The 24442-nt window shown below is 71.0% G+C and carries 20 protein-coding genes; 7 read left to right on the forward strand and 13 right to left on the reverse strand.

Annotation, left to right across the window (positions count from 1 at the left end; genetic code table 11):
- The first annotated feature begins 101 nt into the window (after window positions 1-101).
- The 5 genes from AQJ54_RS15750 to AQJ54_RS15770 all read left to right on the forward strand — a co-directional run bounded on the left by AQJ54_RS15750 (window position 102) and on the right by AQJ54_RS15770 (window position 5453).
- Window positions 102-1175: an ADP-ribosylglycohydrolase family protein gene (locus AQJ54_RS15750; protein WP_062237920.1), complete on the forward strand. Its 1074-nt coding sequence runs from the start codon at window positions 102-104 to the stop codon at window positions 1173-1175.
- Between the two features lie 186 nt (window positions 1176-1361).
- Window positions 1362-1859, forward strand: a complete 498-nt coding sequence (locus AQJ54_RS15755; RefSeq protein ID WP_062237921.1) for an NUDIX domain-containing protein — start codon at window positions 1362-1364, stop codon at window positions 1857-1859.
- 607 nt (window positions 1860-2466) lie between these two features.
- Window positions 2467-3027, forward strand: coding sequence for an RNA polymerase sigma factor (locus AQJ54_RS15760; protein ID WP_063806423.1), 561 nt, complete (start codon window positions 2467-2469; stop codon window positions 3025-3027).
- On the forward strand, window positions 3024-4268 hold the full coding sequence (locus tag AQJ54_RS15765; protein WP_062237925.1) for a sugar transferase: 1245 nt from the start codon (window positions 3024-3026) through the stop codon (window positions 4266-4268). Before AQJ54_RS15760 ends, AQJ54_RS15765 begins: the two co-directional genes overlap by 4 nt.
- Window positions 4269-4715: 447 nt before the next feature.
- Window positions 4716-5453, forward strand: a complete 738-nt coding sequence (locus AQJ54_RS15770; RefSeq protein ID WP_062237927.1) for an SIR2 family NAD-dependent protein deacylase — start codon at window positions 4716-4718, stop codon at window positions 5451-5453.
- Between the two features lie 39 nt (window positions 5454-5492).
- Here the strand turns inward: AQJ54_RS15770 and AQJ54_RS15775 are convergent, their stop codons facing one another.
- From AQJ54_RS15775 to AQJ54_RS15795, 5 genes are all read right to left on the reverse strand, one after another.
- Window positions 5493-5876: a hypothetical protein gene (locus tag AQJ54_RS15775; RefSeq protein WP_062237929.1), complete on the reverse strand. Its 384-nt coding sequence runs from the start codon at window positions 5874-5876 to the stop codon at window positions 5493-5495.
- Between the two features lie 20 nt (window positions 5877-5896).
- Window positions 5897-6754 carry an FHA domain-containing protein gene (locus AQJ54_RS15780; RefSeq protein ID WP_079069869.1) on the reverse strand — a complete coding sequence of 286 codons (858 nt, stop codon included), beginning with the start codon at window positions 6752-6754 and terminating at the stop codon, window positions 5897-5899.
- Window positions 6755-6827: 73 nt separating this feature from the next.
- Entirely contained in the window at window positions 6828-7310 is a 483-nt protein-coding gene (locus AQJ54_RS15785; protein ID WP_062237932.1) for a methylated-DNA--[protein]-cysteine S-methyltransferase, read from the reverse strand.
- Window positions 7311-7319: 9 nt separating this feature from the next.
- A complete protein-coding gene (locus AQJ54_RS15790) occupies window positions 7320-8840 on the reverse strand; it encodes a DNA-3-methyladenine glycosylase 2 family protein (protein ID WP_282959632.1) in 1521 nt (506 codons plus the stop codon).
- 79 nt (window positions 8841-8919) lie between these two features.
- On the reverse strand, window positions 8920-10974 hold the full coding sequence (locus AQJ54_RS15795; protein ID WP_248845358.1) for a heavy metal translocating P-type ATPase: 2055 nt from the start codon (window positions 10972-10974) through the stop codon (window positions 8920-8922).
- 35 nt (window positions 10975-11009) lie between these two features.
- Here AQJ54_RS15795 and AQJ54_RS15800 point away from each other — a divergent pair, with 35 nt between their 5' ends.
- The gene (locus AQJ54_RS15800) at window positions 11010-11378 is read left to right on the forward strand and encodes an ArsR/SmtB family transcription factor (RefSeq protein WP_062022788.1); all 369 of its coding nucleotides are present in this window, start codon (window positions 11010-11012) and stop codon (window positions 11376-11378) included.
- Window positions 11379-11464: 86 nt separating this feature from the next.
- On the opposite strand, the gene AQJ54_RS15805 is transcribed toward AQJ54_RS15800, so the two are convergent.
- The 6 genes from AQJ54_RS15805 to AQJ54_RS15830 all read right to left on the reverse strand — a co-directional run bounded on the left by AQJ54_RS15805 (window position 11465) and on the right by AQJ54_RS15830 (window position 21493).
- The gene (locus tag AQJ54_RS15805; RefSeq protein ID WP_062237935.1) at window positions 11465-15325 is read right to left on the reverse strand and encodes a glycoside hydrolase family 2 TIM barrel-domain containing protein; all 3861 of its coding nucleotides are present in this window, start codon (window positions 15323-15325) and stop codon (window positions 11465-11467) included.
- A gap of 238 nt (window positions 15326-15563) precedes the next feature.
- Window positions 15564-16169: a hypothetical protein gene (locus tag AQJ54_RS15810; RefSeq protein ID WP_062237937.1), complete on the reverse strand. Its 606-nt coding sequence runs from the start codon at window positions 16167-16169 to the stop codon at window positions 15564-15566.
- A 208-nt stretch (window positions 16170-16377) separates the two neighbouring features.
- Entirely contained in the window at window positions 16378-16887 is a 510-nt protein-coding gene (locus tag AQJ54_RS15815) for an O-acetyl-ADP-ribose deacetylase (protein ID WP_062237939.1), read from the reverse strand.
- Between the two features lie 72 nt (window positions 16888-16959).
- Window positions 16960-18372 (reverse strand): phytoene desaturase family protein, encoded by a 1413-nt coding sequence (locus tag AQJ54_RS15820; protein ID WP_062237941.1) that lies wholly within the window; start codon window positions 18370-18372, stop codon window positions 16960-16962.
- 211 nt (window positions 18373-18583) lie between these two features.
- Complete coding sequence (locus AQJ54_RS15825; protein ID WP_062021218.1) at window positions 18584-19429, reverse strand: inositol monophosphatase family protein; 846 nt, start codon at window positions 19427-19429, stop codon at window positions 18584-18586.
- 180 nt (window positions 19430-19609) lie between these two features.
- A complete protein-coding gene (locus AQJ54_RS15830; protein ID WP_062237943.1) occupies window positions 19610-21493 on the reverse strand; it encodes a gamma-glutamyltransferase family protein in 1884 nt (627 codons plus the stop codon).
- A gap of 275 nt (window positions 21494-21768) precedes the next feature.
- On the opposite strand from AQJ54_RS15830, the gene AQJ54_RS15835 reads away from it, so the two are divergent.
- Complete coding sequence (locus AQJ54_RS15835; RefSeq protein ID WP_062237945.1) at window positions 21769-22764, forward strand: phospholipase D-like domain-containing protein; 996 nt, start codon at window positions 21769-21771, stop codon at window positions 22762-22764.
- Between the two features lie 81 nt (window positions 22765-22845).
- Here AQJ54_RS15835 and AQJ54_RS15840 read toward each other — a convergent pair whose 3' ends face one another.
- Window positions 22846-23664, reverse strand: coding sequence for a class I SAM-dependent methyltransferase (locus tag AQJ54_RS15840; protein ID WP_062237947.1), 819 nt, complete (start codon window positions 23662-23664; stop codon window positions 22846-22848).
- A gap of 37 nt (window positions 23665-23701) precedes the next feature.
- Window positions 23702-24364 (reverse strand): response regulator, encoded by a 663-nt coding sequence (locus tag AQJ54_RS15845; RefSeq protein WP_062021230.1) that lies wholly within the window; start codon window positions 24362-24364, stop codon window positions 23702-23704.
- Window positions 24365-24442 lie beyond the last annotated feature (78 nt).

Here is a 24442-nt window from a genome sequence, read left to right on the forward strand (position 1 = left end):
GCTGAGACGGCGCTGCGAAGTCACTGCGAGGCCGCTGCGAAGTCATGCGAAGTGACTGCGGACCCTCTGTGCGGCTCGCCGGAATGGGGTAAACCGGAGCTATGACCCCTGTGGGTACCGAGCCAGAGCTCGCCGACCGCGTCTTCGGGGGCTGGCTGGGCCGGATCGCGGGCAACATGCTCGGCAAACCGGTCGAGCAGGGCGACCTGTGGACGCGGGACCGGATCGACCGCTATCTGCGGCAGGCCGCCGCCCTGCCCCTGACCGACTACCTTCCCGAGCCGGTCGGTGAGAACGACGGGCTCGAGCTGCGGCCCGAGTGGCGCGAGTGCGTGCGCGGCCGCATCCACGGCAGCTGCCGTGACGACGACGTCGACTACGCCATCCTGGGCCTGCACCTCCTGGAGACCCACGGCTTCGACTTCAGCACCGAGCAGGTCGGCGACCTGTGGCTGCTGAGGCTGCCGTACCTCCAGACGTTCACCGCCGAGCGGGCCGCCTACCGCAACCTCGCCAACGGGCTGAAACCCCCGCTTACGGCCACGTTCGACAATCCCTGCCAGGAGTGGATCGGGGCCCTGATCCGCGCCGACATCTACGGCTGGACCTGCCCCGGCGCCCCGTGCCGCGCCGCCTCGCTGGCCCGCCGGGACGCGGTGCTCTCGCACACCGGGAACGGCGTGTACGGGGCGATGTGGGCGGCGGCGCTGATCGCGGCGGCGTTCACGGCGGACACCGTGCGGCAGGCCGTGGACCAGGCGCTCGCGGTGATCCCGGCGGGCAGTCGCCTCGCCCGCACGGTTCGCCGGGTGACGTCCCTGCACGACACCAGGATGACCTGGGAGGACACGCTGACCACGGTCGCGGAGGAGACCGCGGGGCTCGGCTGGATCCACACGATCCCCAACGCGGCCGTCCTGACCGCCGGTCTCCTCTACGGCGACGGCGACTTCACCCGCTCCATCACGCTGACGGTGCGGGGCGGCCTGGACACCGACTCCAACGGAGCGACCGCGGGTTCGGTGACCGGGGTGCTCACCGGCGCGGAGGCGATTCCGGCGCAGTGGAAGGAGCCGCTGGAGGACCGGGTGCGCAGCGCGGTGTTCGGCTTCGACGGGGCACACATCAGCGAACTGGCGGAGCGGACGGTGCGGTTGGTGGAGGCGGGGGGCTGAGACGACGGGACCGGAACTGAGGCGACGGGGCGGGGACCGAGGCGAACGGGGGGCGGGCGAGGCGACGGGACGGGGGACGAGGCGACGTGACGGGGGCGTGCCGAAGCCGTGGGAAGGCGCCCTTGAGCCACCTGACGACCTGCTGCGCCGGTGAAGGCGTCCGCTGACGCTGGTTACCCTTCGAGAATGACCATCACCCCTGACTTCGCCGCGTACATCGCCGGTCTCCCCCGGGTCCTCGCCGGTGCCGCCGCCCTCTTCCGTGACGCCGAGGGACGGGTGCTGCTCGTGGAGCCCAACTACCGGGAGGGCTGGGCGCTTCCCGGCGGCACGGTCGAGTCGGACCAGGGCGAGACCCCGCGCCAGGGCGCGCGCCGGGAGACCGCGGAGGAGATCGGCCTGGACCGCGACCTCGGGCGCCTGCTGGCGGTGGACTGGGTGCCCGGTACGCAGGCCCGGCCGCCGCTGGTCGCCTACCTGTACGACGGCGGAGTCCTCGCCGAGAGCGACTTCAAGGCGATCCGCCTCCAGGAGGAGGAACTGCTGTCCTGGCGCCTCGTCCCGCGCGAGGAACTCCCCGACCATCTGCCGGGCGCCCTCGGCCGCCGGGTCCTGACCGCGCTGGAGGTCCTGGCGGAAGGGTCCGGAGCGGTGGAACTGGAGGACGGGCACCGGGTCGGCTGACATGGCGGGGCCGGGCCGGTAAGCCGAACCCGGTAGGCCGAACCCGCTTCAGGGCCTCCTCCTCGCCCCCTCCGAGCCTCGCCACTCGGCCCCGACGAGTCCCTCCTGACGCTGCTTACCCATCACCGTCACTCCCTGAATCCACGTCCGGACGCTGTGTATTTCAAAAAAGGTCCGGACGCCACTGCACGTTCGGCGCGCCCCGTGCCACTCACGTGTGGAGGCAACGGGCAGACGCCTCACCCGGCAGCGGCCGGCGGCGGTGCCATGCGGCAGCGCCGCCCGACGGCCGCCTGAGACCGGGCTCGGAATGAACGGGGGGAGGAGACCGGCCATGGACGGTTCGCCGAGTCGGGAGGCCGTGAGGTTCACGGTCGGGCCTACGGCACACATCGCGTCGTCCCGAGGGTCCAGTCTCCTGCCGCGATATCGCGAATTCCAGCGTTTGTTCGAAAACGAACAGGCCGCGTTCCGATGTCGCCTCCGAACCGATCACCAGCGCACCAGAACCCGAACTGACTCACGGTTTAAGGGACTTGCGGTCGAACGCCGCCATCCGCATCACACGATGCCTCTTGGTCATGTCACTCCTTTGCATCAGGTGTGCATGACCATTGAGGAGGGATGCACGGTGGGGCGTCGACAGGAACCGAGTGGCGACGACTTCGACAGCTTCTTCCGGCAGGAATACCGGAAACTGGTCGGGTTTCTTCGATGGATCGGCGCCTCGCAGGAGGAAGCGGAGGACTCGGCGCAGACCGCAATGCTCAAGGCGCTCGAAAAGTGGACCGAGATCGAACACCCGCGAGCCTGGGTCCGCACCGCCGCCGAGCGGCACTTCCTGCGCTCCGCGGTCCGGGACCTCGACGCACCCACCCGGGCGATCAAGGGAGGTTGGGGTGTCAGCGAAGAACTCGCCTCTCCCGAATCGCCGTCGAGGGACGAGGAACAGTCGGTCCTCGCCCTCCTGGGCAAACTCGGCTACAAGCAGCGGCAGGTGATGGCCTATTACATAGACGGATTCTGCCCGACCGAAATAGCCGACCTCATCGGCGACAACCCGGCGACGGTCCGGTCCAATCTGCGGTCAGCAAGAATCAACCTCGACCGCATTCTTCAGGAGAGCAACGCTGCGGTCGAAGGACACGGCAGTAAGGAGGAACGATGAGCACCCGGAACGACGACAACATCGCCGCGACGATTCATGATCTCCTTACATCGATCGGCGCACACACTCCGGGCCCCGGGCCGGAAGAGAGCGGTGTCGGACATCGGATCCAGGATTTCCGGGATGCGCTGGACGCGCGGATCGAGGCGGAGATCTCGGACACCGAGGTCGATCAGAAACTCCTGGAGATCAAGGTGGAGGCGGCTCGTCGAGCCGTGCTCCGGGACCACGAGTCGGGGAGCACGGCCCTTCAGGAGTTCCTGAACCTCGCCCCGGCGGCGGAGCGGGACGGGGGGAGGCCCGAGCCGCGTCCCCCGCGGACGCCGCCGGCCCGGACGGGCAGAAGGCACTGGTGGTTCCGACTGGGGACAGGCCTGCTGATCGCACTGCTCAGCCTGGCGCTCACACCACTGGGGCAGGGATTCCTGCCCCAGTGGTGTGACATCTTGCTCCCCAGTGTCGCCCTCGGCATGTCCGGCCCCGCCGTCCTGCTCACGGTCATCCATTTCCGAGGGCTGCGCGAGCGCCGGACGGAAGATCTCCGGCCCGAGGCACTGACGGCGGACGGCTCCGAACAGCTCGCGGAGGCCGACAGTCCCGCGCCCCTGCGCAGAGGCCGGCGCGCCCTGGATGTGATCGTCTCCCTGTCGTTGCTGTGGACATCCCTTCCGATGCTCTTGGCCGCCACGGCGGGAATCCGGATGACGTCAGTGGGGCCCGCTCTGATCCGGCGCCCCCGGGTGGGAGCCGGCGGGCGCCTCTTTCATCTGTACGACTTCAGAACTCAGGACAGCACCGGGAACAAGACCCGGGTCGGCGCGCTGCTGCAGGAATCCGGTCTGGACGCGTTGCCGCGTCTGTGGAACCTGCTCCGCGGCGATGTCACCCTGCTCGGACCACCGGCCGAGCATCCGGCGATGGCTGGGGCCTACCCCGAGAAATACCGCTGGGTGTTCGCGTGCCGTCCTGGCATCGTCGGACCGTTGTGGAACGAACCGGTCGGACCCGATGCTGTTCCGCCGAACGGTTACTCGGATGCCTGGCGCTATTACCTCGACAATGTCGTGCCCCACCGTGTCACAGCGAACAGAGCCTTTTACGAGGGTCTTTCCGGACTGATGACCGGACGTCTCGTGGCCCGGATGCTGTTCGGCTCCAACCCTTTTCTCAGCAATCCCGATCCGGCACGGGGCCACCGCCTGGCACATCAGCATCAGCTCTGCCTCACCGTGTGGCGGTGACCCCGGGGCCACGGCCTAATGAACGGCCGCGAATATCATGAGAAGCATGATCACCACTGCGAGGCCCAGGCCACCGGCCACACAGGTGATCACGACTGATCCGGTGGCAGCATAAGCACTGGCCACGCTGACAGTGACAGAACTGAAAGTCGCTCCGACCGCTCCAGGGGTGATCTTCGAACGCGCAGAATTCCCGTTCGTTTTCCGGCGGTTGACGGGCTTTCCCATGCCAGCCCTTTCCAAGAGGTGCAGATCGCGGCTCGGGTCCTGGACCGACCCGGGCCGCGATTTCTTGCTTGTTGCAAGTGAGTGACGCGGGCCCGTCGTTATGTGCAACGCCCGACGGCACCGAGCCGGAACTCGCGAACTTGTTATACGCGGCGGCGGGCCGACCGCACTCCCGTTATCCGCTGGCCCTCGCCGAGCCGCCGCCCTACCCTCGCCACCATGACCAAGCCCCTCGTCGCGATCCTCAGCGGCGCCGGTATCTCCACCGATTCCGGGATCCCCGACTACCGCGGTCCGAACGGGCTGTGGCGCAAGGACCCCGAGGCCGAGAAGCTCGTGACGTACGCCCCCTACATGAGCGACCCGGAGATCCGCCGCCGCTCGTGGCAGATGCGGCGCGCGAACCGGGCCCTCGACGCCGAGCCGAACGCCGCGCATGTGGCGGTCGCCGAGCTGGAGAGGTCCGGGGTACCGGTACGGGTGATCACGCAGAACGTGGACGGGCTGCACCAGCTCGCCGGGATGCCCGCCCGCAAGGTCCTCGAACTGCACGGCACCGCACGCCAGGTGGTGTGCACCAAGTGCCACGCGCGCGGGCCGATGGAGGACGCGCTCCGCAGGGTCGAGGCCGGTGAGCCGGACCCGCCGTGTCTGACGTGCGGCGGCATCCTGAAGTCGGCGACCGTGATGTTCGGCGAGCGCCTGGACCCCGTCGTCCTCGGCCAGGCGGCCGCGATCAGCAAGGCTTGCCAGATCTTCGTGGCCGTCGGAACCACCCTCCAGGTCCAGCCTGCGGCGGACCTCGCGGGAGTCGCCGCCGACCACGGCGCCCGGCTCGTCATCGTCAACGCGGACCCGACCCCCTACGACGACCGCGCCGACGAGGTGATCCGAGAACCGATCGGAACGGCACTGCCGGAACTCCTGCACAGGATCTCGGCGTTCGGGGAGCCGTGACCGACACGGCGGCGGGTCCTGCGACCCGTACCGCGAGCACTACCCGATGAGGCGGAGGACGGAGTCACCGATCGGCCCCAGCCAGGCCGCCAAGGAAGTGAGGGCTCCCGCGAGAGTCCCGCCGGCGGTGACGGCCGCACCCGCGGCGGTCACCAGCCTGGTGATCCGCACCAGACGGTCGGCCATGGTGGGGCGATCCGGAGCAGGGGAAGCGAGTTCGGCGTCGAGGGACTCGACTTCGGTGTTCACCTGACGCGCGACATCGGGCGGCAGGGCGAGCCGGTCGAGTTCCGTACGCAGCACCCCGAGCATGGCACGCGGATCCGTGGCCGTGACGAACTGCCCGTGTTGGCCGCCGTGGATGGTCTGGTCGCCGGCGACGTTGTTGATGTTGCCCTGTTGGCTGCCGATGTGGAAGGTCACCGGATGTCCTCTCGCGTGAGTCACTGGCGGCGCACGGCCGCGTCGAACGAGCGCTGCCGCGATGCGGCGACGATGTGCATCACCAGCCCGGTCATCATCAGGACCGAGCCGATGCCGGCAGCCACCCAACCGAGAAGGAACACGGGAAAGCCACCGATCTCCGTGCCGAACATGTCTCCCGGATCGGGCCATTCATCGGGGTTGTCGGACACCGGCTCCCCGATGCGGCCCATGAATCGCAGAATTCCGTAGGCGAAGACGGCGCAGCCGATCAAGCACAGAACGAAACCGAACAGAATGACTCTTCGGGCTCTGGTACGGGCTGCCGCGATCTGCCGGAGAAAACTTTCCTGCCTCTGGTCGACGTACTGGTGACCGCCCACATTGTTGATGTTGGCCCCGTACTGCCCGCCCACGTCGAATCGCGGGGCGCTGCCCACCGTCGGCATCATCACGGTGCCCAGTGCGGCTTCGCGCTCCCGCGCGGCACCTTCGGGCCATTCGTAACGGATGCTCACGCTTCCCAGGGTGAGCACATCACCGTCGTGCAGGGTCTGCGGGGCAGCGAGCGGACGGTCGTTCACCGCCGTGCCGTTGGCGGAGCCGAGGTCTTCCAGGACCACGTTCGCGCCCGAACGGCTCAGGATCGCGTGTCTCCCGCTCACATACGGATCGTCTATCCGGATGTCGCAGCCGGGATCTCTCCCGAGCACCGATCTCGCGGCGGACAGGGGGAGCGGGGATCCGTACAAATGCGAGGGACGAAGGAAAGTGAGCTGGGGACCGGAGCGAATCGGAGAAGTCGCCATGATCCCACCCCCGTGAGGAGCGGACGGAGGATTCGTTTGCCGATGGCGGTCGATGAAGGAACCGCGCATAACACGTCATTCATCCCCATAATACACCGCTGAGCAGGGAGTGCCGAGCGGACTCCCTACTCAGCGGTGCCGTTCAGAACAGCGACGCGCCCCGCTCGAAGTCCAGCAACCGCCGCTTCCGCTCCAGCCCCCCGCCGTAGCCCGTGAGGCCGCCGTCCGCTCCGACGACCCGGTGGCAGGGGACGATGATGCCGATCGGGTTCTTGCCGTTGGCGAGGCCGACCGCTCGGGAGGCGCCCGGGTTGCCGAGGGCGTCGGCGAGTTGGCCGTAGCTGTGGGTCTCGCCGAGCGGGATGCGCCGGAGTTCTCGCCACACGGCGGTCTGGAACGCCGTTCCGTGCAGCCGAAGTTCGAGGGTGAACTCCTTCAACTCGCCCGCGAAGTAGGCGTCCAGCTGCTCCTCGGCCTCCCCGAAGGGGCTGCCGTCCGACTCACCGAAGGACTCCTCCGGTGGGCGGTGGCGCTGGTCGGTCATGTAGAGGCCGCACAGGACGCCGTCGTCGGCGACCAGGGTCAGCGGGCCGTAGGGGCTGTCGATCACGGTGTGCTGCTTCACGGAACGTCCTCACACGGGAAGGAAGTTGATCGGGTGGCTGTCGGTCGCCCACAGGTATTGGACCGCGTACGCCCGCCAGGGCCGCCAGGCCGCGGCGCGGGCCGTCAGCGCGGCCGGGGTGGAGGGCAGGCCCAACTCCTGGGCGGCACGGCGGATTCCGAGGTCGGTCGGGAGGAAGGCGTCCGGGTCGCCGAGGGCGCGCATGGCGATGACGTCGACCGTCCAGGGGCCGAAGCCGGGCAGCGCGAGCAGCCGGGCCCGGGTGTCCGACCAATCGGACTCGACTCCCAACTGAAGTGTTCCGTCCGCCAGTTGCTGCACCAGGGTGGTGAAGGTGGTCCGGCGAGTATTGGGCATCGCCAGGGAGGCCGGGTCCAGCGCGGCCAAGGCCTCAGGTGTGGGGAAGAGATGGGTGAGGCCGCCCTCCGGGTCGTCCACCGGCTCGCCGTGGGCGGTGACCAGGCGGCCCGCGTGGGTGCGGGCCGCCGCCGTGGAGACCTGCTGCCCCAGCACGGCCCGCACGGCGAACTCCGCCTCGTCCACCGTGCGCGGGACACGTCTGCCGGGCGCCTTGTCCACCAGCGGGGCCAGCAGCGGGTCCGTGCGCAGCTGGTCGTCGATCGCGACCGGATCGGCGTCCAGGTCGAGCATCCGGCGGCAGCGGCTGATGGCGACGGTCAGGTCCCGAAGGTCGCTCAACCGCAACCGGCAGGCGATGTGGTCGGGCCGCGGGGTGAGGGCCACGACACCGTGTCCGTACGGCAGCCGCAGCGTGCGTCGGTAGGTGCCGTCCCGCCACTCCTCCACGCCCGGGACGGCGGTGGCCGCGAGGTGGCCGAAGAGGTTGTCGGGGTTGAGGGGGGCGCGGAACGGCAGCCGCAGGTTCAGCACCCCGGGTGTGCCGGGGCCGGCTCCCCGCGGCACCGGGTCCGCCGCCGCGGTCGTCGCCCCCCTCCCCCGTACCCGGGCGCGCAGCTCGCTCGGGGAGAGCGCGAAGACCTCGCGCACGGTGTCGTTGAAGGTGCGGATCGCGGAGAAGCCGGCCGCGAAGGCGACGTCCGCCATCGGGAGCGGGGTGGTCTCGATGAGGATCCTCGCCGTCTGGGCCCGCTGGGCGCGGGCGAGGGCGAGCGGGCCCGCGCCTAGTTCGGCGAGCAGCTGGCGTTCGATCTGCCGGGTGCTGTAGCCGAGCCGGGCGGCGAGGCCCGGCACGCCCTCGCGGTCGACGACCCCGTCGGCGATGAGCCGCATCGCGCGGGCCACCAGGTCGGCCCGCTGGTTCCACTCGGGCGAGCCCGGGCTGGTGTCGGGCCGGCACCGCTTGCAGGCCCGGAAACCCGCCTGCTGGCAGGCCGCCGCGCTCGGGTGGAACGTCATGTTCTCGGGCTTGGGCGGGACGACCGGACAGCTCGGCCGGCAGTAGATGCGGGTCGTCAGAACAGCCGTGAAGAACCAGCCGTCGAACCGTGCGTCCTTGGACTGCACGGCGCGCACACAGCGCTCGGTGTCGGTGTACATCCCCGTCTGCATACGTCCAGCATCGGCCACCGCCCGAGCCCGGGCTGGCGAGAATCCGACATCAACCTCACCCCGACATCACGCCCCGAGATCAACCCCGCGGCCCCCGGGCCGCCGTTCCTGGCCGCCATGCGGACTCCCGCAGCAGCCGCAGCCCGTTCAGGCCGACGAGCACCGTCGAGCCCTCGTGCCCGGCCACGCCGAGCGGCAGCGGGAGGTGGCCGAGGAGGTCCCACAGGACGAGTCCGGTGATGAAGGTCCCCGCGATCACCAGGTTCTGGACCACCAGCCGGCGGGCGGTCCGGGACAGCCGTACAACTGCGGCGACGGTCGCGAGCTCGTCGCGCACGACGACCGCGTCCGCCGTCTCCAGCGCCAGGTCGGAGCCCGCCCTGCCCATCGCGACGCCGGAGTGGGCGGCGGCGAGCGCGGGCGCGTCGTTGACGCCGTCACCGACGAACAGCACCTTGCGCCCGGCGTCCTGAAGCTCCCGTACGGCCTTCACCTTGCCCTCGGGCAGCAGGTCCGCGCGGACGTCGGTGAGCCCGGTGGCCTCGGCGACCCGGGCGGCGGCCCGCGCGTTGTCCCCGGTGAGCAGGGCAGGGGCGGTGCCGGTCAGGGCGGTGAGCGCGGCGGTCATGGCGGGGGCGCCGGGGCGCAGCCGGTCGGCGAGGGCGAGGGTCCCGAGCGGGACACCGTCCCGGGTCACGAGGACGACGGTGTCCCCGCCCGCGAGGGCGTCAGCCGGGCCGGAGATGTCCTCCGGGCCCGGCCGGCAGAATTCGGTCCTCCGGCCGGTCTCGGTCGCCCGGCCGAACGCGATCCTCCGGCCGGCCTCAGTCGCCCGGCCGACCTCGATCACCCGCCCGTGCACCACCGCCGTCACCCCACGCCCCGGCACGGCCACGAAGTCCGTCGCGTTCTCGATCCGCAGGCCCCTGGCCCGCGCCGCCCCCACGATCGCCCGGGCCAGCGGATGCTCACTGGGGTGCTCGGCCGCGGCGGCCAGGGCGAGCAGCTCGTCCTCGTCGAGTCCGGCGCCCGGCAGCGGTCGTACGGCGGTCACCTCCGGCGCCCCCTCGGTCAGCGTGCCCGTCTTGTCGAGGGCGACGGCGTCCACCTCGCCCAGGCGCTCCATCGCGACCGCGGACTTCACCAGGACGCCGTGCCGGCCGGCGTTGGCGATGGCGGAGAGGAGGGGCGGCATGGTCGCGAGGACGACCGCGCACGGCGAGGCGACGATCATGAAGGTCATCGCGCGGAGCAGCGCGTCCGTGAGGTCGGCGCCGAACAGCAGGGGCACCCCGAACACGGCGAGGGTGGCGGCCACGATGCCCACCGCGTACCGCTGCTCGACCTTCTCGATGAACAGCTGGGTGGGCGCCTTGGTGCGGGAGGCCTCCTCCACGAGCGTCACGATGCGGGCGATGACGGAGTCGGCCGGGTCGCGTCCGACGCGGACGCGCAGCGCTCCGGTGCCGTTGAGGGTGCCGGCGAAGACCTCGTCGCCGGGGCCCTTGGCGACCGGCAGGGGCTCGCCGGTGATGGTGGCCTGGTCGGCCTCGCTCGCCCCGTCCACCACCACGCCGTCGGCGCCGATGCGCTCGCCGGGTCGGACCACCAGGACGTCCCCCACGGCGAGTTCGGCTGTGGGGACCGTCTCCTCGCCGTCGTGTGTCACCCGGGTCGCCATGGTGGGCGCGAGGTCGAGCAGGCCGCGCACCGAGTCGGCCGTACGGGCGGTGGCCAGGGCTTCCAGGGCGCCCGACGTGGCGAAGATGACGATCAGCAGGGCGCCGTCCAGGACCTGTCCGATCGCGGCGGCGCCCAGTGCCGCGACGATCATCAGCAGATCGACGTCCAGGGTCCGCTCGCGCAGCGCCTTGAGCCCCTCCAGGGCCGGTTCCCAGCCACCGGTCGCATAGGCGACGGCGTAGAGCGGGCCGTACGCCCACCACGGCATGCCGCTCAGGTCCAGCGCGAGGCCGAGCAGGAACGCGACGGTCGAGGCCAGCGCCCAGCGGGCCTCGGCCAGGGCGAGGACGCGGGTGCGGCGCCGGGGCGCCTGCTGCGCGGTCGGGGGGACACGGACGGGGGTGAGAGTCGTGGACACCCCAGCACCATACAGGAACACATGAAGACTCATTCATCTGTTCATGTGCGATGGGTAAGATACCGCCCATGGGTCATGGAGCCGTCACCACCACCGACGAAGAGCGCGTGCGCCTGGACGCGGCCAATGTCGCCAAGGTGGCCACCACGCTCCAGGCCCTTTCCACGCCGTCCCGGCTGCTGATCCTCGCGAGGCTGCGCGAAGGGCCGCTGCCCGCCACGGAGTTGGCCGCCGAGGTGGGCATGGAGCAGTCGGCGTGCTCGCACCAGCTGCGGCTGCTGCGCAACCTGGGTCTTGTCGTGGGCGAGCGCCAGGGCCGGTCGGTGGTGTACGCGCTGCACGACCACCATGTCGCCGAACTGCTCGACCAGGCCGTCTACCACGTGGAGCATCTGAGGCTGGGGCTCAGCGACCCGACCGAGGCGGACACGGAGTGAGGCGGACACGGAGTGAGGCGGAAACAGAGTGAGGCGCCCCTGAACGGGACGCCTCACTCCTCGCACGCCGCGTGCTTCCTGTCGCGTCAGTTGGTTGCCGTCGGCCGCCGCGAGGTTGCCGTGGCGTGGCTCACATTCGTCAGCGGCCGCAGCCGGTAGGTGTACGCGTAGTCCCGGTCGGCGAACAGCTTGTACTCGTCGTGGGTGTGCGCGCCCCAGCTGTTGTCACCGCCGACCCCCATCTGCCGGTGGTTCACCCTGAGGACCACGGCGTCGCGCGGGGTGAGCTGGTAGTCGTGGCGCACCCCGTTGGACAGGTCCTCGGGGGTGAAGTGCGAGGCGTTGACCTCCAGCAGCGGCTCACCGGAGACCAGTAGTCCCACTCCGTCGCGACCGGTCAGGGCGGCCCAGCGGACGTCGGTCTTGTTGCCGTTCTCCTGCGGGCGGATGTAGGGCGTCCACTGCTCGGCCACGGTTCCGGACCAAAGGCCCACGTCCGTACCGTCGTTGCGGTCCCAGTGGTTCTCCTCGGGGCCGCGTCCGAACCAGTGCAGCCGGTCGAGCCCGCGCGGCAGGAACAGGATCGTGCCGACCTCCGGGATGTACGGCAGTGAACTCGCCCCCGAGTGCAGGGTGTTGTCCACCTTGATCTCGCCGTTGCCGAAGACCGTGTAGGTCGTGGTGTACGTCGACTCGGTGGTCGTCGGCAGGGTGCCGCTCACCTTGATCTCGACGGCCCGCTCCCCCACCGCCCGCACGCCGACGCCGGTCACCGTGCGGTGGGCCCCGGCGTCGCGCCAGGTCTGGTTGCGGACGTGCTGCCCGTTGCCGTGGTCGTTGTCGGTGGGCGCCCGCCAGAAGTTGGGCACGGGACCGGAGGTGAGGAGCCGGGTGCCGCGGGCCCGGTACGACGTGATGGTCCCGCTGCCCTTGTCGACGACGACGGAGAAGTCCTTGCCGCTGACGGCCACTTGGGCGGAGGTGTCCTTGTACGTCAGCACCGGCACCTTCGCGAGCGGCACCGGAGTCACCGCCGGGCTTCCCGCGTCCACGGCGAGCTGTTGTGCTGCGACCTCGAAGCCGGACCGGGCCCAGGGGGTGGACTCCCTGGTGGTGAAGGAGAGCCGGAGGAAGTACTCGGTGCCGGGCGCAGGGGCGCTCGGGAGCTGGTACGGGACGGTGATGTCCTTGCTCGACAGCGGGGCCACGTCGAGCTGCTCTCGGGTGAGCTTGCCGCGCTGGACGACGTCGCCATCGGCGGAGAGCGTCCAACTGCCTTCGTATTCACGGAGGTTGGTGAAGAGGTTCTCGTTGGTGAGGGTCACCGCCGTTCCGCCCGGGGACCAACTCGCCTGGATCGCCTGATAGATCCGTTTGACCTCGGCGGCCTTCCCGGTGTGACCGCGGTCGGCGGTGACGATGCCGTCCGCGACGAAGGCACCGTCGTTGGGGTTGTCGCCCCAGTCGCCGCCGAACGCGAAGAAGGTCTTCTGGGGGGCCCGCTTCTCCGTGAGCCCCACGGTGGCCGCGTCGAACCAGAACCGCACGCCCTCGTCGCCGGGTCGCCGGCTCTCGGAGGCCAGTTCGGCGGCGCTCAGGGCACGGGCGTAGACGCGCGCCTTCCTGATCGTGCCGCTGAACTCCCTGGTGGGGTTGTCGACATCGACGGCGAGCGCGAGCGGGGCGGTGTTGCGGCCGGGTTTCTGGGTGGTGGTCCGGGTGGCCCTGACCTGGCCGTCGACATGGAGGCTCAGGGTGCCCGCGGTAGCGTCGAAGACTCCGGCGACGTGGTGCTCCCGGCCCGTCCAGTCGTCCGGGAGCGCCCAGGTGGCGGTGATCCACTGGCCGCCGCCGTAGATGAAGAACTCCAGTGTCCTGTCGGACTGTTTGAGCGAGTACTGGGTGTCGCCCTTGGCAATGATGGGCTGGTGATAGCCCGTCACCTTCGGGGTGATCCAGGCCTCCAGGGTCAGTGAGCCGGTGAGGTCGAGGCGGGGGTCGCGGGCGAAGACGGTGGCCCCGGAGACCCCCTTCTCCCGGTCGAACCGGGCGCTCGCGGGCAGGACTTCACCCGTCAGCGCACCCGGACCGTTCTCGGTGAGCAACTGGCGCACCGGGACGGGCTCGGTGAGGGACTGGTCGACGAAGTCCCAGATCCAGCCGCCCTGGAGGACGGGATAGCGGCGGATGATGTCCCAGTACTTCTTGAAGTTGCCGTTGGAGTTCCCCATGGCGTGGCAGTACTCGATCATCACGTACGGCCGGGTGTCGGCGGTGTTCCTGGCGTGCTGCTCGACCCGTGCGGGACTGTCGTACATCTCCGAGCGGATTTCGCTGATGGTGGGCCGGTCGTCGCCCTCGTACTGGACGACGCGGGTGGGGTCGTACGACTTGATCCAGTCGCGCATGTTCACGAAGGTGCTGCCGCCGCCGGCCTCGTTGCCCAGTGACCAGATGACCACCGAGGCGTGGTTCTTGTCGCGGTGGACCATGTTCTGGGCGCGGGCCACACAGGCCCTGCTCCAGTCGGGGTGGTTTCCGGGGTACTCGCCGCGGATGCCGTGGGTCTCCAGGTTGGTCTCGTCGACGAGGTAGAGGCCGTACTCGTCGGCGAGTTCGAGCCACTGCGGGTTGTTGGGGTAGTGCGAGGTGCGCACCGAGTTGATGTTCAGCCGCTTGATGATCGTGATGTCCTTCACGAGGTCCGCGCGGGTGAGCGCGGTGCCGCGGTCGGGGTGCATCTCGTGGCGGTTGGTGCCGCGGAAGGAGACGGGCTTGCCGTTGATGCGCATGAGCCCGTCCCTGAGCGCGAACTCCCGCAGTCCGACCCGGTGCGAGAGCGTCTCGATCACCTTGCCCGCAGGATCGCGCAGGCGCAGGACGGCGGTGTACAGGTTCGGATGCTCGGCCGACCACAGCTTCGGCGAGGGCACCTCTTTCGACGCCTGTACGGTCGTCTCGGCGCCGGCGTCGAGGGTCACGGCCTGCTGGAGCGGCCGGGACCAGACGGCGTGACCGCCGCTGTCGTAGAGCTGCGTCTCGACCGTGTAGCGGCCCGCGTCGCCGCCGCCGTAGTCGCGCACGCTCGCGGTGACAGAGAGCTGCGCCGAGGTGTAGTCGTCGCCGAGCGGGGTGTCCAGCTTGAAGTCCCGCAGGTGCACGGGCGGGGTGGAGTACAGGTAGACCGAGCGGAAGATGCCGCTCAGCCGGATCATGTCCTGGTCCTCCAGCCAGTCGCCGTCGGAGTAGCGGTAGACCTCGACGGCTATCTGGTTGGTGCCGGGCTTCAGGTGCGGGGTGATGTCGTACTCGGCGGCTGTGTAGGAGTCCTCGCTGTAGCCGACGAGTTCGCCGTTGATCCACACGTAGTGCGCCGACTTGACGCCCTCGAAGTGCAGGAAGGTCCGCCGCCCCGACCAGTCCTTCGGCACGGTGAAGGTGCGCCGGTACTGGCCGACGGGGTTGTAGCGGGTGGGTGCGGCGGGCGGCTGGGCCTCCTCGCCGAGGCCGTTGGGGCCCCACCAGGGGTAGGTGATGTTGATGTAGATCGGGAAGTCGTAGCCATGCACCTGCCATGCCGAAGGGACGGGGATGGTGTCCCAGTCCCTGTCGTCCACGTCGGTGCGGTGGAAGTCGGTGTCGCGGTCGGCGGGCCGGTCGGCGTAGGCGAACTTCCACCTGCCGTCGAGGCTGAGCCGGTACGGCGAGCGGGTGCGGTCGGCGGCGAGCGCCTGGCCGACGGTGGCGTACGGCATCAGGGTGGAGTGCGGAGGCTCGGTGCCCACCCGGAAGAGGTCGATGGCACCGTTCCACTCCGGGGAACCGTCCGCCGCGTGGCCGCGGCCGGCCAGGGGCCCGGAGGAGAGGGCGAGGGCGCCCAGGACGGCCGCCCCTCCCTCCAGCAGACGCCTGCGGCTGATGGGGGCGGGCTGGTACGGGTGGGGCATGAGCGGAACCTTCCTCGGGACGACAGTGCGGTGTACGTACTGAGGGAGCGTCAATTCCTGTGCGCTAATGGTGACTTTGAGGCACAGGATGCGACTCAACCTAGATCCCGAAGGCCTGCCAGGCAATGACTTGGCAATGACTGTGCAGGATTCTGTGAGGTCCTGGGGACATGACGACAGGCGGCACCCCCGCGTGTGTTCACGCGGGGGTGCCGTGGTGCGGTGCGGTGCCGGTGGGTCAGGTGGCCGGCAGCTCCGGCAGGGCGGGCGCCTCCGGGAGGGCGGGCAGTGAGGGCAGGCCGCCGCCGAGGAGGCCGGTCACGGCCCCGAGCACGTCGCCGAGGAGTCCGGTGACCGCACTCAGGACGCCGCCCAGGTCCAGCGAGGTGAGCGAGCCGAGGAGGTCGTCGATCGTGGACTGGAGCGAGGCCAGGAGGTCGGAGACCGGGTCGGCGGCGACCGCGGACCGGTCCGTGGCGACCGCGGACCTGTCGGTGGCGGTCAGCCGCCGCAGCTCCTGCTGGACCCGCGCGTTCGCGGCCGCCACGGCCTTGGCGTGGGCGGCCGCACTGTCCGCGTCGAGGGTGGTGGCGTCCAGCGCGGTGACGTCGGCGACCGCGTCCAGGAGCGGTGCGAGAACGGTGCCGTGCTCGGCACGGTCCAGTGCGTCGAGGCGCTTCACCACGGTGGCGGTGTCGGAGGGCGTGGCCGGCTGCGACACCCCGGGGTCCGACGCTGCGCGGCCCGCGTCGGTGACGGCGGCCGCGGTGCCGACCGGGCCCAGGATCAGCGCGGCACAGACCAGGGGCGGCAGGAGAAGGCCGCGGGAGACGAGGGGGCGCATGCACGTTCCTTTCGAAATGACTTCGTTGGCCCCACCGTGGGAAGCGCCCGCGTGGTGCGCAACCGGTCAGGTGACCTGCGCGCGACCGTGGGAAACCCCCTCGAACAACTCTGACCTGGTGTTTTACCGGGATGCGAGCCTGCTTCGCGCCCTCCGGGGACGTTCCGCCGTCAGGGGACCCGGGGGTCACCGTCACGGGACTCCGGGGTCAGTCGAGCTGCCGGGCGAACGCGTCGTACGCCTTCTCGTCGAACAGCACGAACCGGACCTCCTCGACCGCGGTCCCGGACTCCCGCACCGTCTCCACCGCGATCCGGGCGGCGTCGTCCATCGGCCAGCCGTAGATGCCTGCGGAGACGGCGGGGAAGGCGACCGTCCGGGCGCCGAGCTCGTCGGCGACGCGCAGGGACTCCCGGTAGCAGGAGGCCAGCAGCGCCGAGCGGTCCTCCTCGTGGCTGTACCGGGGTCCGACGGTGTGGATCACCCAGCGCGCGTCCAGGTCGCCCGCCGTGGTGGCGACGGCCCGGCCGGTGGGGAGGCCCTTGCCGTAGTGCCCGGCGCGCAGCCTGCGGCAGTCCGCCAGGATCGCGGGGCCGCCGCGCCGGTGGATGGCGCCGTCGACGCCTCCGCCGCCGAGGAGGGAGGAGTTCGCGGCGTTGACGATCGCGTCGGCGCTCTCCCGGGTGATGTCGCCCTGGACGAGTCGGAGTGTGGTCATGCACCCACTCTTCCAGCACGGTGAGCGTCGCTCAGCCCGGTTTCGAGCGCGCCGGGGTCGGTCCGGTGCGTTTCAGGTCTCCTGGCGGAGCCGTCGCCACACGGCCTTCGCGGCGTTGTGGCCCGACATGCCGTGCACACCGGGCCCCGGTGGGGTCGCCGACGAGCAGATGAAGACGGCCGGGTGGGGGGTGCCGTAGGGGGAGAGGGAGAGCTTGGGGCGCAGCATGATCTGGAGGCCGGTGACCGCGCCGGAGCCGATGTCGCCGCCGACGTAGTTGGCGTTGCGGGCGGCCAGTTCGGGCGGTCCCGCGGTGGCGCGGGCGAGGACCCGGTCGCGGAACCCCGGTGCGAAACGCTCCAGTTGGCGCTCCAGGGCGTCGGTGAGGTCGCCGGTCCAGCCGCTCGGGACATGGCCGTAGGCCCAGAACACGTGCTTTCCGGCGGGGGCCCGGCCCGGGTCCACGACACTCGGCTGCACGGTGATCATGAACGGCCTGTCGGGGGCCCGGCCCTCCCGGGAGGCGGCCCGCAGCGCCCTGCCGATCTCCGCGCTGTCGGCGCCGATCTGCACGGTGCCGGCGCTGCGCGCCTCCTTCGCGGTCCACGGCACCGGGCCGTCGAGGGCGTAGTCGACCTTGAAGACGCCCGGGCCGTAGCGGTAGCCCTGGTAGTAGGTGCCGAAACCGGCGATGCGGGCCAGCGCGGTGGGTGAGGTGTCGAAGACGTAGGCGCGCGCCGGCGGCAGGTCGTCCAGCCGCTTGACCTCGTAATCCGTGTGCACGCTGCCGCCGAGGTCCTTGAGATAGGCCGCGAGCGCGTCGGAGATGGACTGGGAGCCGCCTCGGGCGACGGGCCAGCCGCGGGCGTGGGCCGCGAGCGCGAAGACCAGTCCGATGGCCCCGGTGGCGAATCCGCTGAGCGGGGCCATGACATGCGCGACCAGCCCGGCGAACAGGGTCTTGGCCCGCTCGTCGCGGAAGCGGCGCATCAGCAGGGTCGACGGGGGCAGCCCGGTGAGGCCGAAGCGGGCCAGGGTGACCGGGTCGCGGGGCAGCGCGGTCAGGGGCAGGGACATGAAGTCCTGGACGAGGGTGTCCCACTTGGGCAGGAACGGCTCGACGAGCCGTCGGTAGGTCCCCGCGTCTCGCGGCCCGAAGGAGGCGGCCGTCTCGGCGACCGACCTCGACAGGACGGCGGCGGTGCCGTCGGTGAAGGGGTGCGCCATGGGCAGCTCCGCGTGCAGCCACTCCAGTCCGTAGCGCTCCAGGGGCAGTGCGCGGAACGCCGGGGAGTTGATGCCGAGGGGATGGGCAGCGGAACAGGGGTCGTGCCGGAAACCGGGGAGGGTCAGCTCCTCGGTGCGGGCGCCTCCGCCCACGGTGTCGCGGGCCTCGAACACGGCCACGGAGAAGCCGCGCCGGGCCAGCTCCACGGCGGCCGTCAGTCCGTTCGGCCCCGCACCCACCACGACCGCATCGAGCATCGACGGCACCTTCGGACCCCTTCGTCAGCCGATGGCCAGAGGATCAGGATATGCCGGGGGACCGACAGTCCTGGGGTTCGGGGGTAGGTAGGGAGGGGTCTCTGGGGTCACTGGGGTCTCCGGGTCCCTCAGGGGGACGGATGCTCGCGAAGGCCCCGCCTCAGTCGCCCCGCCCCGGATCCCGGAACCCCAGGTCCCCGTGGGCGACCCGTCAGCCCTCCCCCGCCAGTACCCCCCGGATCCTTCCCGCCGTCGCCGCGTCCCGGGCCGCGGTGAAGGGCAGGGTGTTGCCTCCCGTGATGCGGAAGGGCTCGCCGGTGAGGGTCAGATGGGCGCCGCCCGCCTCCTCGACCAGCAGCAGGCCCGCCGCGTGGTCCCAGGCCGCCTCCCAGGAGAACGCGGTCGCGTCCAACTCCCCGCGGGCGACGGCGAGATACTCCAGCCCCGCGGAGCCGCACGCGCGCGGTGCGACGCCGTCCGTCCACAGCCGCCGCAGTCCGCGCTTCTGGTCCTCCGTCGTGTAGTCCGGGTGGGAGGTGGCCACTTGGAGGTCGCGGCCCGGTTCGGGGGCGCCCGCGTGCAGCCGCTCGCCGTCGAGGAACGCGCCCCGGCCCCGTATCGCCGTGGCCAGTTGGTCGCGCGCCGGTGCGTAGGTCCAGGAGGCCAGCAGGACACCGCCCTTCGCCAGCGCGACCAGCATGCAGAAGCCGGGGTCGCCGTGCACGAACTGCCGGGTGCCGTCGACGGGGTCGACGATCCAGACGGGGGCGTCGCCCTGTATCGCCTCGTACGAGGCCGGGTCGACGTGCACCGCCTCCTCGCCGACCACGGCCGAGCCCGGCAGCAGGGCGCCGAGGGCCTCGGTGAGGTACTGCTCGGCGAGCCGGTCGGCGTCCGTCACCAGGTCGTGCGGGCCCGCCTTCTGGTCGACCTCGTGGGCGGCGAGTCGCCGGAAGCGGGGCATGACCTCGGCCGCGGCCGCCTTGCGTACCGCCTCTTCCACGTCGCCGGCGTGCAGGTCGAGAAACTCGTCGATGGTTTCCGTGTCTCCGATCATGAGTCCATGAGAGCACGCGGGACTGACAAACCCCACCCGCCTGGTGGACGCCGTATGGAATCACCGTGAACACCGGGTTCCGGGGACGCCGTTCACTCGAACCGCCCCCGTTCCCGTCAGAGCACGCACCCTCGAGGGCCCGCCGCTGTCACCGCACGCACCCCCAGGAGGCCCGCGCCCTCACCGTCCCACCGCGTACCCCTGCATCCCGCGCGGGTTCGCTCCGGCCGACAGCACCCCCGTCTCCGGGTCCCGCGCGACCGCGCACAACCGGCCCTCCGACCACGGGTCCCCCACCGTCACGTCGTGCCCTCGTCGCCGTAGCTCCGCCACCACCTCGGGAGAGGTCCGGGCCTCCACCGTGACGCTCCCGGGCCGCATGCCGCGCGGGTAGAAGGAACCGGGGAAGCTGTCGTTGTGCCAGTTCGGGGCGTCGATCGCGCCCTGGAGGTCGAGGCCGCCGCGGACCGGGGAGCGCAGGGCGAGGGCCAGGAAGAAGTGGAGCTGCCACTGGTCCTGCTGGTCCCCGCCGGGCGTGCCGAAGGCCAGGACGGGCACGCCGTCGCGCAGGGCGATGGAGGGGGTGAGGGTGGTGCGGGGGCGCCGGCCGGGGGAGAGGGAGTTCGGCAGGCCCTCCTCCAGCCAGGCCATCTGGAGACGGGTGCCCAGCGGGAAGCCCAGTTCGGGCACGACCGGATTGGACTGGAGCCAGCCTCCGCTGGGCGTGGCGGCGACCATGTTGCCCCAGCGGTCGACGACGTCGATGTGGCAGGTGTCGCCGCGGGTCGTACCGTCGGGGTGGACCTCGGGCTCGCCGGGCACGGGGTGGACGGCGGGCTCGCCCGGCACGGGGTGGGCCTCGGGCTCGCCCGGCACGGGGGACCTGGGGTTCTTCGCGACCGTGGGCTCGCCGACGCCCATCGGGCTGAACCCGGGCTCGTCGGTGACGACCACGCGCGCGTGCGCGCTGAGCCGCGGCTCGCGCCCCCCTGGACTGCCGGGCCGGAGCTCGTGCGAGGCCTTGTCGCCCACTAGGGCGCGCCGATCGGCGTTGTACTCCGCCGAGAGCAGCTCCTTCAGCGGCACCTCGGCCGCGTCCCCGTACCAGGCCTCCCGGTCGGCCATGGCCAGCTTGCAGCCCTCGACCAGCAGATGGACGTACTCCGCGGACCCGTACCGGGGCAGCTCGGGCGGCAGCAGCGCGAGCTGCTGGAGGAGCACCGGGCCCTGGCTCCAGGGGCCGGCCTTGCACAGGGTCCAGCCGTTCCAGTCGTACGTCGCCGGCGCCTCGTAACGCGCGGACCACCCGGCGAGATCCGCGGCCGTCAGCGTGCCGGTGTGCCGCGTGCCGCTGGTGTCGAGGGTGGGCCGCCGGGCCTGCCGTACGAGCGCCTCGGCGATGAATCCGGTACGCCACACCGCGCGGGCCGCGTCGATCTGCGCGACCCGGTCCCCCGCGTCCGCCACCTCGTCGATCAGCCTCCGCCAGGTGGCGGCCAGGGCGGGGTTGCGGAACAGCTCACCTGGCCGCGGGGCCTTGCCGCCCGGCAGATAGACCTCCGCCGACGAGGTCCACTCCGTCTCGAACAGCTCCCGCACGCTCTCCACCGTCGCGCCTACGTTCTCCACGGGGGCGTGCCCGTCCTCGGCGTATCCGATGGCGTACCGCAGGACGTCGGCGAGGGACTTGGTGCCGTGGTCGCGCAGGAGCAGCATCCAGGCGTCGAAGGCGCCGGGTACGGCGGCGGCGAGGGGGCCGGTGCCGGGCACGAGGTCCAGGCCGAGCCCCCGGTAGTGGGCCACGGTCGCCCCGGCCGGTGCGACGCCCTGTCCGCACAGCACCCGCACCTCGCCACCGGCCGGCGCGAGCAGGATCGGCACCTCACCGGCGGGGCCGTTCAGGTGCGGCTCGACGACGTGCAGGACGAACGCGCCGGCCACCGCGGCGTCGTAGGCGTTGCCGCCGTCCTCCAGCACCGCCATCGCCGACTGCGAGGCCAGCCAGTGGGTGGAGGACACCATGCCGAAGGTGCCCTGGAGGGTCGGCCGGGTGGTGAACGACATCTCTCACCTCGCGCGTCGGGCCCGCCTCGGCCGGTCCGAAGCGGTCGCCTGTGGGGATCCTTTCATCCCACACCGACCCGCCTACGAAGTCTTTGCGAGTGCACGAGAACTCCATGAACCACCCGCCACCTGCACGGAGTCCCTTTTGCCCGGCTGCTCGGACCGTAGGTAACCGCGAGTTCACCGGCCTACCCTTCCTCCGCGTTCTACGCGCGTGGTGCGATGCGAACGCCCGCGCTCCCCCACGTGGGCCCCAACTCGACCAGGAGTCACGCATGTTGTCGAAGGTCCTCACCCGCGCGGCTGTCACGCTCGCCGCAGGCGCCGCCGTGCTCGCCGCCTCCGTCCCCGCCGACGCCGCGACCTACACCGCCTTCGCCTTCTCGCGCAGCGGCACCACACAGCCCACGATCTACGACTTCATCGACTCGGCCACCACCTCCCTCGACATGACCATGTACGAGCTGGAGGACACCACGGCCGTCAACGACCTGATCGCCCTGAAGAACAAGGGCGTCACCGTCCGGGTCGTGCTGGACCGCGCGCATCAGAGTGCCAACAGCTCCGCCTACACGGCACTGACCGACGCGGGTGTGGGCGTGGCGTGGTCGCCGTCGGGCTTCGTCTACACGCACCAGAAGACGATCACCGTGGACGGCACCAAGTCGCTTGTCCTGACCGGCAATCTGACCTCCCAGTACTACGCGACCGGCCGCGACTACGGCGTGTTCACCGACGACAGCCGTGATGTCGCCGCGATCGAGAAGGTGTTCGCCGCGGACTACGCCGGCACCTCGGTCACCCCCACCGACGGCGACCATCTGCTCTGGTCGCCCACGGACTCCCGCAACCGGCTGCTGTCCGTGGTGAACGCGGCCACGAAGACGCTCGACGTCGAGGAACTGGAGTTCAGCGACAGCGCGGTGGTCGACGCGATCGCGGCACGCGCGAAGGCGGGGGTGAAGGTGCGGGTGGTGCTGGAGACTCCGGGCGACTACGCGAGCGAGGTCTCCGAGATCAAGGCGGCCGGCGGCACGGTCGTCGGCTACTCCGATCCGAACGGTTTCTACATCCACGCCAAGGCCATGGTCGCCGACTACGGCCTCGCCACCCAGGAGGTGGAGGCGGGCTCCATGAACCTGAGCAGCAACTCCCTCACTGCCAACCGGGAGTTGGGCATCATCCTCACCGGTACCGGGGTGGCCCAGTCCGTGGCGAGCACGATCGAGGCCACCTTCGCGGGCGACTACTCGGGGGGTACGGCCGCGTAGTCGCCGACGGGCATCTGCTCACCTGTCCGTGCTCATGGTGGCCGTCCGCTCACCGTGGCCGTGCTCGCCGTGGACGTCTGCTCACCGTAGCCGTCTGCCCGCCGTGAGCAGATGCCCGCTCGTTCCCAGCAGTGTCGGCTCGGACTCGATGTGCCGACAGGCCGCGAGGACCGTCTCCCGCCGCTCGGGGTCGTCCAGCCAGTCCTCGACGCCGTCCATCAGCCACGCGACGCCCTCGACGCCGTACTGGCCCTCGACGGAAAGCCTCGCCTCGGTGAACTCCCCTGTCACCTCGTCCGGTTGGGCGAAGTGCGCGACGGTGAAGAAGCCGCCCTCCTCATAGGGATGCCTGCCGTCCGCGAGGACCGCTTCGGTGTGGGCGCGGACAGACGGCGTGAAGTAGCGCTCCTCGCGCAGCAGGTCGTGCAGCTGCGCGTACCGGTTGATGGTGGCGGCGACCACCAGCCCACCGGGCCTGACCACCCGCTCCGCCTCGGCCAACGCCCTGACCCGGTCGGCCCGTTCGGTCAGGTGGTACAGCGGGCCGAGCAGCAGCACCACGTCGTACGAGGCGTCGGCCTCGGTCAGTTCGCGGGCGTCCCCGAGGCGCGCGGTCACCGCGGACAGCCGGGCGGCCTGCTCCACGTGGAGCGGTACGGGGTCGACGAGCTGCACCTGGTGTCCGTCCTGCGCGAGCCACTCGGCGTGCACGCCGCTGCCGCCCCCGACGTCCAGCACCCGCGCGGGCGCGGGTGGCAGCAGCCGTCGCAGCACGTCCTGGGTGCGCCAGAACTCCAGCCGCCCGGCCGGGGCGCCACCGTCCCGGAGACGGGCGTCCTCCTTGCCCCGGGCGTAGTAGGCGAGGATCTCTTCACGCACCCGCGGTGCCGTCTCGGTCATCGCCTCAGAGTGCTGATCAACGCCCGCCGTCCGCAACTCAGTTAACGCGTGCCGTCACCAGCCCCGACTCGTAGGCGAAGACGACCAGTTGGGCGCGGTCCCGGGCCCCCAGCTTCGTCATCGCACGGCTGACGTGCGTCTTCGCCGTGAGGGGACTGATCACCATGTGCTCGGCGATCTCCTCGTTGCTCAGACCCCGGGCGGCCAGGGCCGTGACCTCGCGCTCGCGGCGGGTGAGGCACTCCAGACCGGGGGCGGTGGACCGGTCGGGCGGACGGGACACGAACTCGCCGATCAGGGTGCGGGTGACCGCGGGGGACAGCAACGCCTCGCCGCGGGCGACCACCTCGATGGCCTGGAGCAGGTCGGCCGGTTCGGTGTCCTTCAGCAGAAAGCCGCTCGCACCGGCCCGCAGTGCCTCGAAGACGTACTCGTCGTGGCCGTAGTTGGTGAGGATCACCACGCGGACCGCGGCCAGCTCCGGGTCCTCGGCGATCTGCCGGGTGGCCTCGATGCCGGTCATCACCGGCATCTGCACGTCGATCAGCGCGATGTCGGGCACCCGCGCACGCACCAGCTCCACGCCACGCTTCCCGTCCGCGGCCTCCCCGACCACCTCGATGCCGTCCTCGGCGTCGAGCAGGGCCCGGAACCCGGCCCGCATCAGCGCCTGGTCGTCGACCAGAGCCACTCGGATCACGCCGACTCCCCCGGCTCCGCGGACACCCGCCGCCCCGGCTCCGCGGACACCCGCCGCCCCGGCTCCGCGGACACCCGC

Source organism: Streptomyces griseorubiginosus, from assembly GCF_001514195.1.
GTDB lineage: Bacteria > Actinomycetota > Actinomycetes > Streptomycetales > Streptomycetaceae > Streptomyces > Streptomyces griseorubiginosus.

Coding starts and splice junctions, on each gene's coding strand:
- AQJ54_RS15750 (WP_062237920.1), top strand. CDS start 102: ATGACCCCTGTGGGTACCGAGCCAGAGCTCGCCGACCGCGTCTTCGGG.
- AQJ54_RS15755 (WP_062237921.1), top strand. CDS start 1,362: ATGACCATCACCCCTGACTTCGCCGCGTACATCGCCGGTCTCCCCCGG.
- AQJ54_RS15760 (WP_063806423.1), top strand. CDS start 2,467: ATGACCATTGAGGAGGGATGCACGGTGGGGCGTCGACAGGAACCGAGT.
- AQJ54_RS15765 (WP_062237925.1), top strand. CDS start 3,024: ATGAGCACCCGGAACGACGACAACATCGCCGCGACGATTCATGATCTC.
- AQJ54_RS15770 (WP_062237927.1), top strand. CDS start 4,716: ATGACCAAGCCCCTCGTCGCGATCCTCAGCGGCGCCGGTATCTCCACC.
- AQJ54_RS15780 (WP_079069869.1), bottom strand. CDS start 6,754: ATGCGCGGTTCCTTCATCGACCGCCATCGGCAAACGAATCCTCCGTCC.
- AQJ54_RS15790 (WP_282959632.1), bottom strand. CDS start 8,840: ATGCAGACGGGGATGTACACCGACACCGAGCGCTGTGTGCGCGCCGTG.
- AQJ54_RS15795 (WP_248845358.1), bottom strand. CDS start 10,974: ATGAGTCTTCATGTGTTCCTGTATGGTGCTGGGGTGTCCACGACTCTC.
- AQJ54_RS15800 (WP_062022788.1), top strand. CDS start 11,010: ATGGGTCATGGAGCCGTCACCACCACCGACGAAGAGCGCGTGCGCCTG.
- AQJ54_RS15805 (WP_062237935.1), bottom strand. CDS start 15,325: ATGCCCCACCCGTACCAGCCCGCCCCCATCAGCCGCAGGCGTCTGCTG.
- AQJ54_RS15810 (WP_062237937.1), bottom strand. CDS start 16,169: ATGCGCCCCCTCGTCTCCCGCGGCCTTCTCCTGCCGCCCCTGGTCTGT.
- AQJ54_RS15815 (WP_062237939.1), bottom strand. CDS start 16,887: ATGACCACACTCCGACTCGTCCAGGGCGACATCACCCGGGAGAGCGCC.
- AQJ54_RS15820 (WP_062237941.1), bottom strand. CDS start 18,372: ATGCTCGATGCGGTCGTGGTGGGTGCGGGGCCGAACGGACTGACGGCC.
- AQJ54_RS15825 (WP_062021218.1), bottom strand. CDS start 19,429: ATGATCGGAGACACGGAAACCATCGACGAGTTTCTCGACCTGCACGCC.
- AQJ54_RS15830 (WP_062237943.1), bottom strand. CDS start 21,493: ATGTCGTTCACCACCCGGCCGACCCTCCAGGGCACCTTCGGCATGGTG.
- AQJ54_RS15835 (WP_062237945.1), top strand. CDS start 21,769: ATGTTGTCGAAGGTCCTCACCCGCGCGGCTGTCACGCTCGCCGCAGGC.
- AQJ54_RS15840 (WP_062237947.1), bottom strand. CDS start 23,664: ATGACCGAGACGGCACCGCGGGTGCGTGAAGAGATCCTCGCCTACTAC.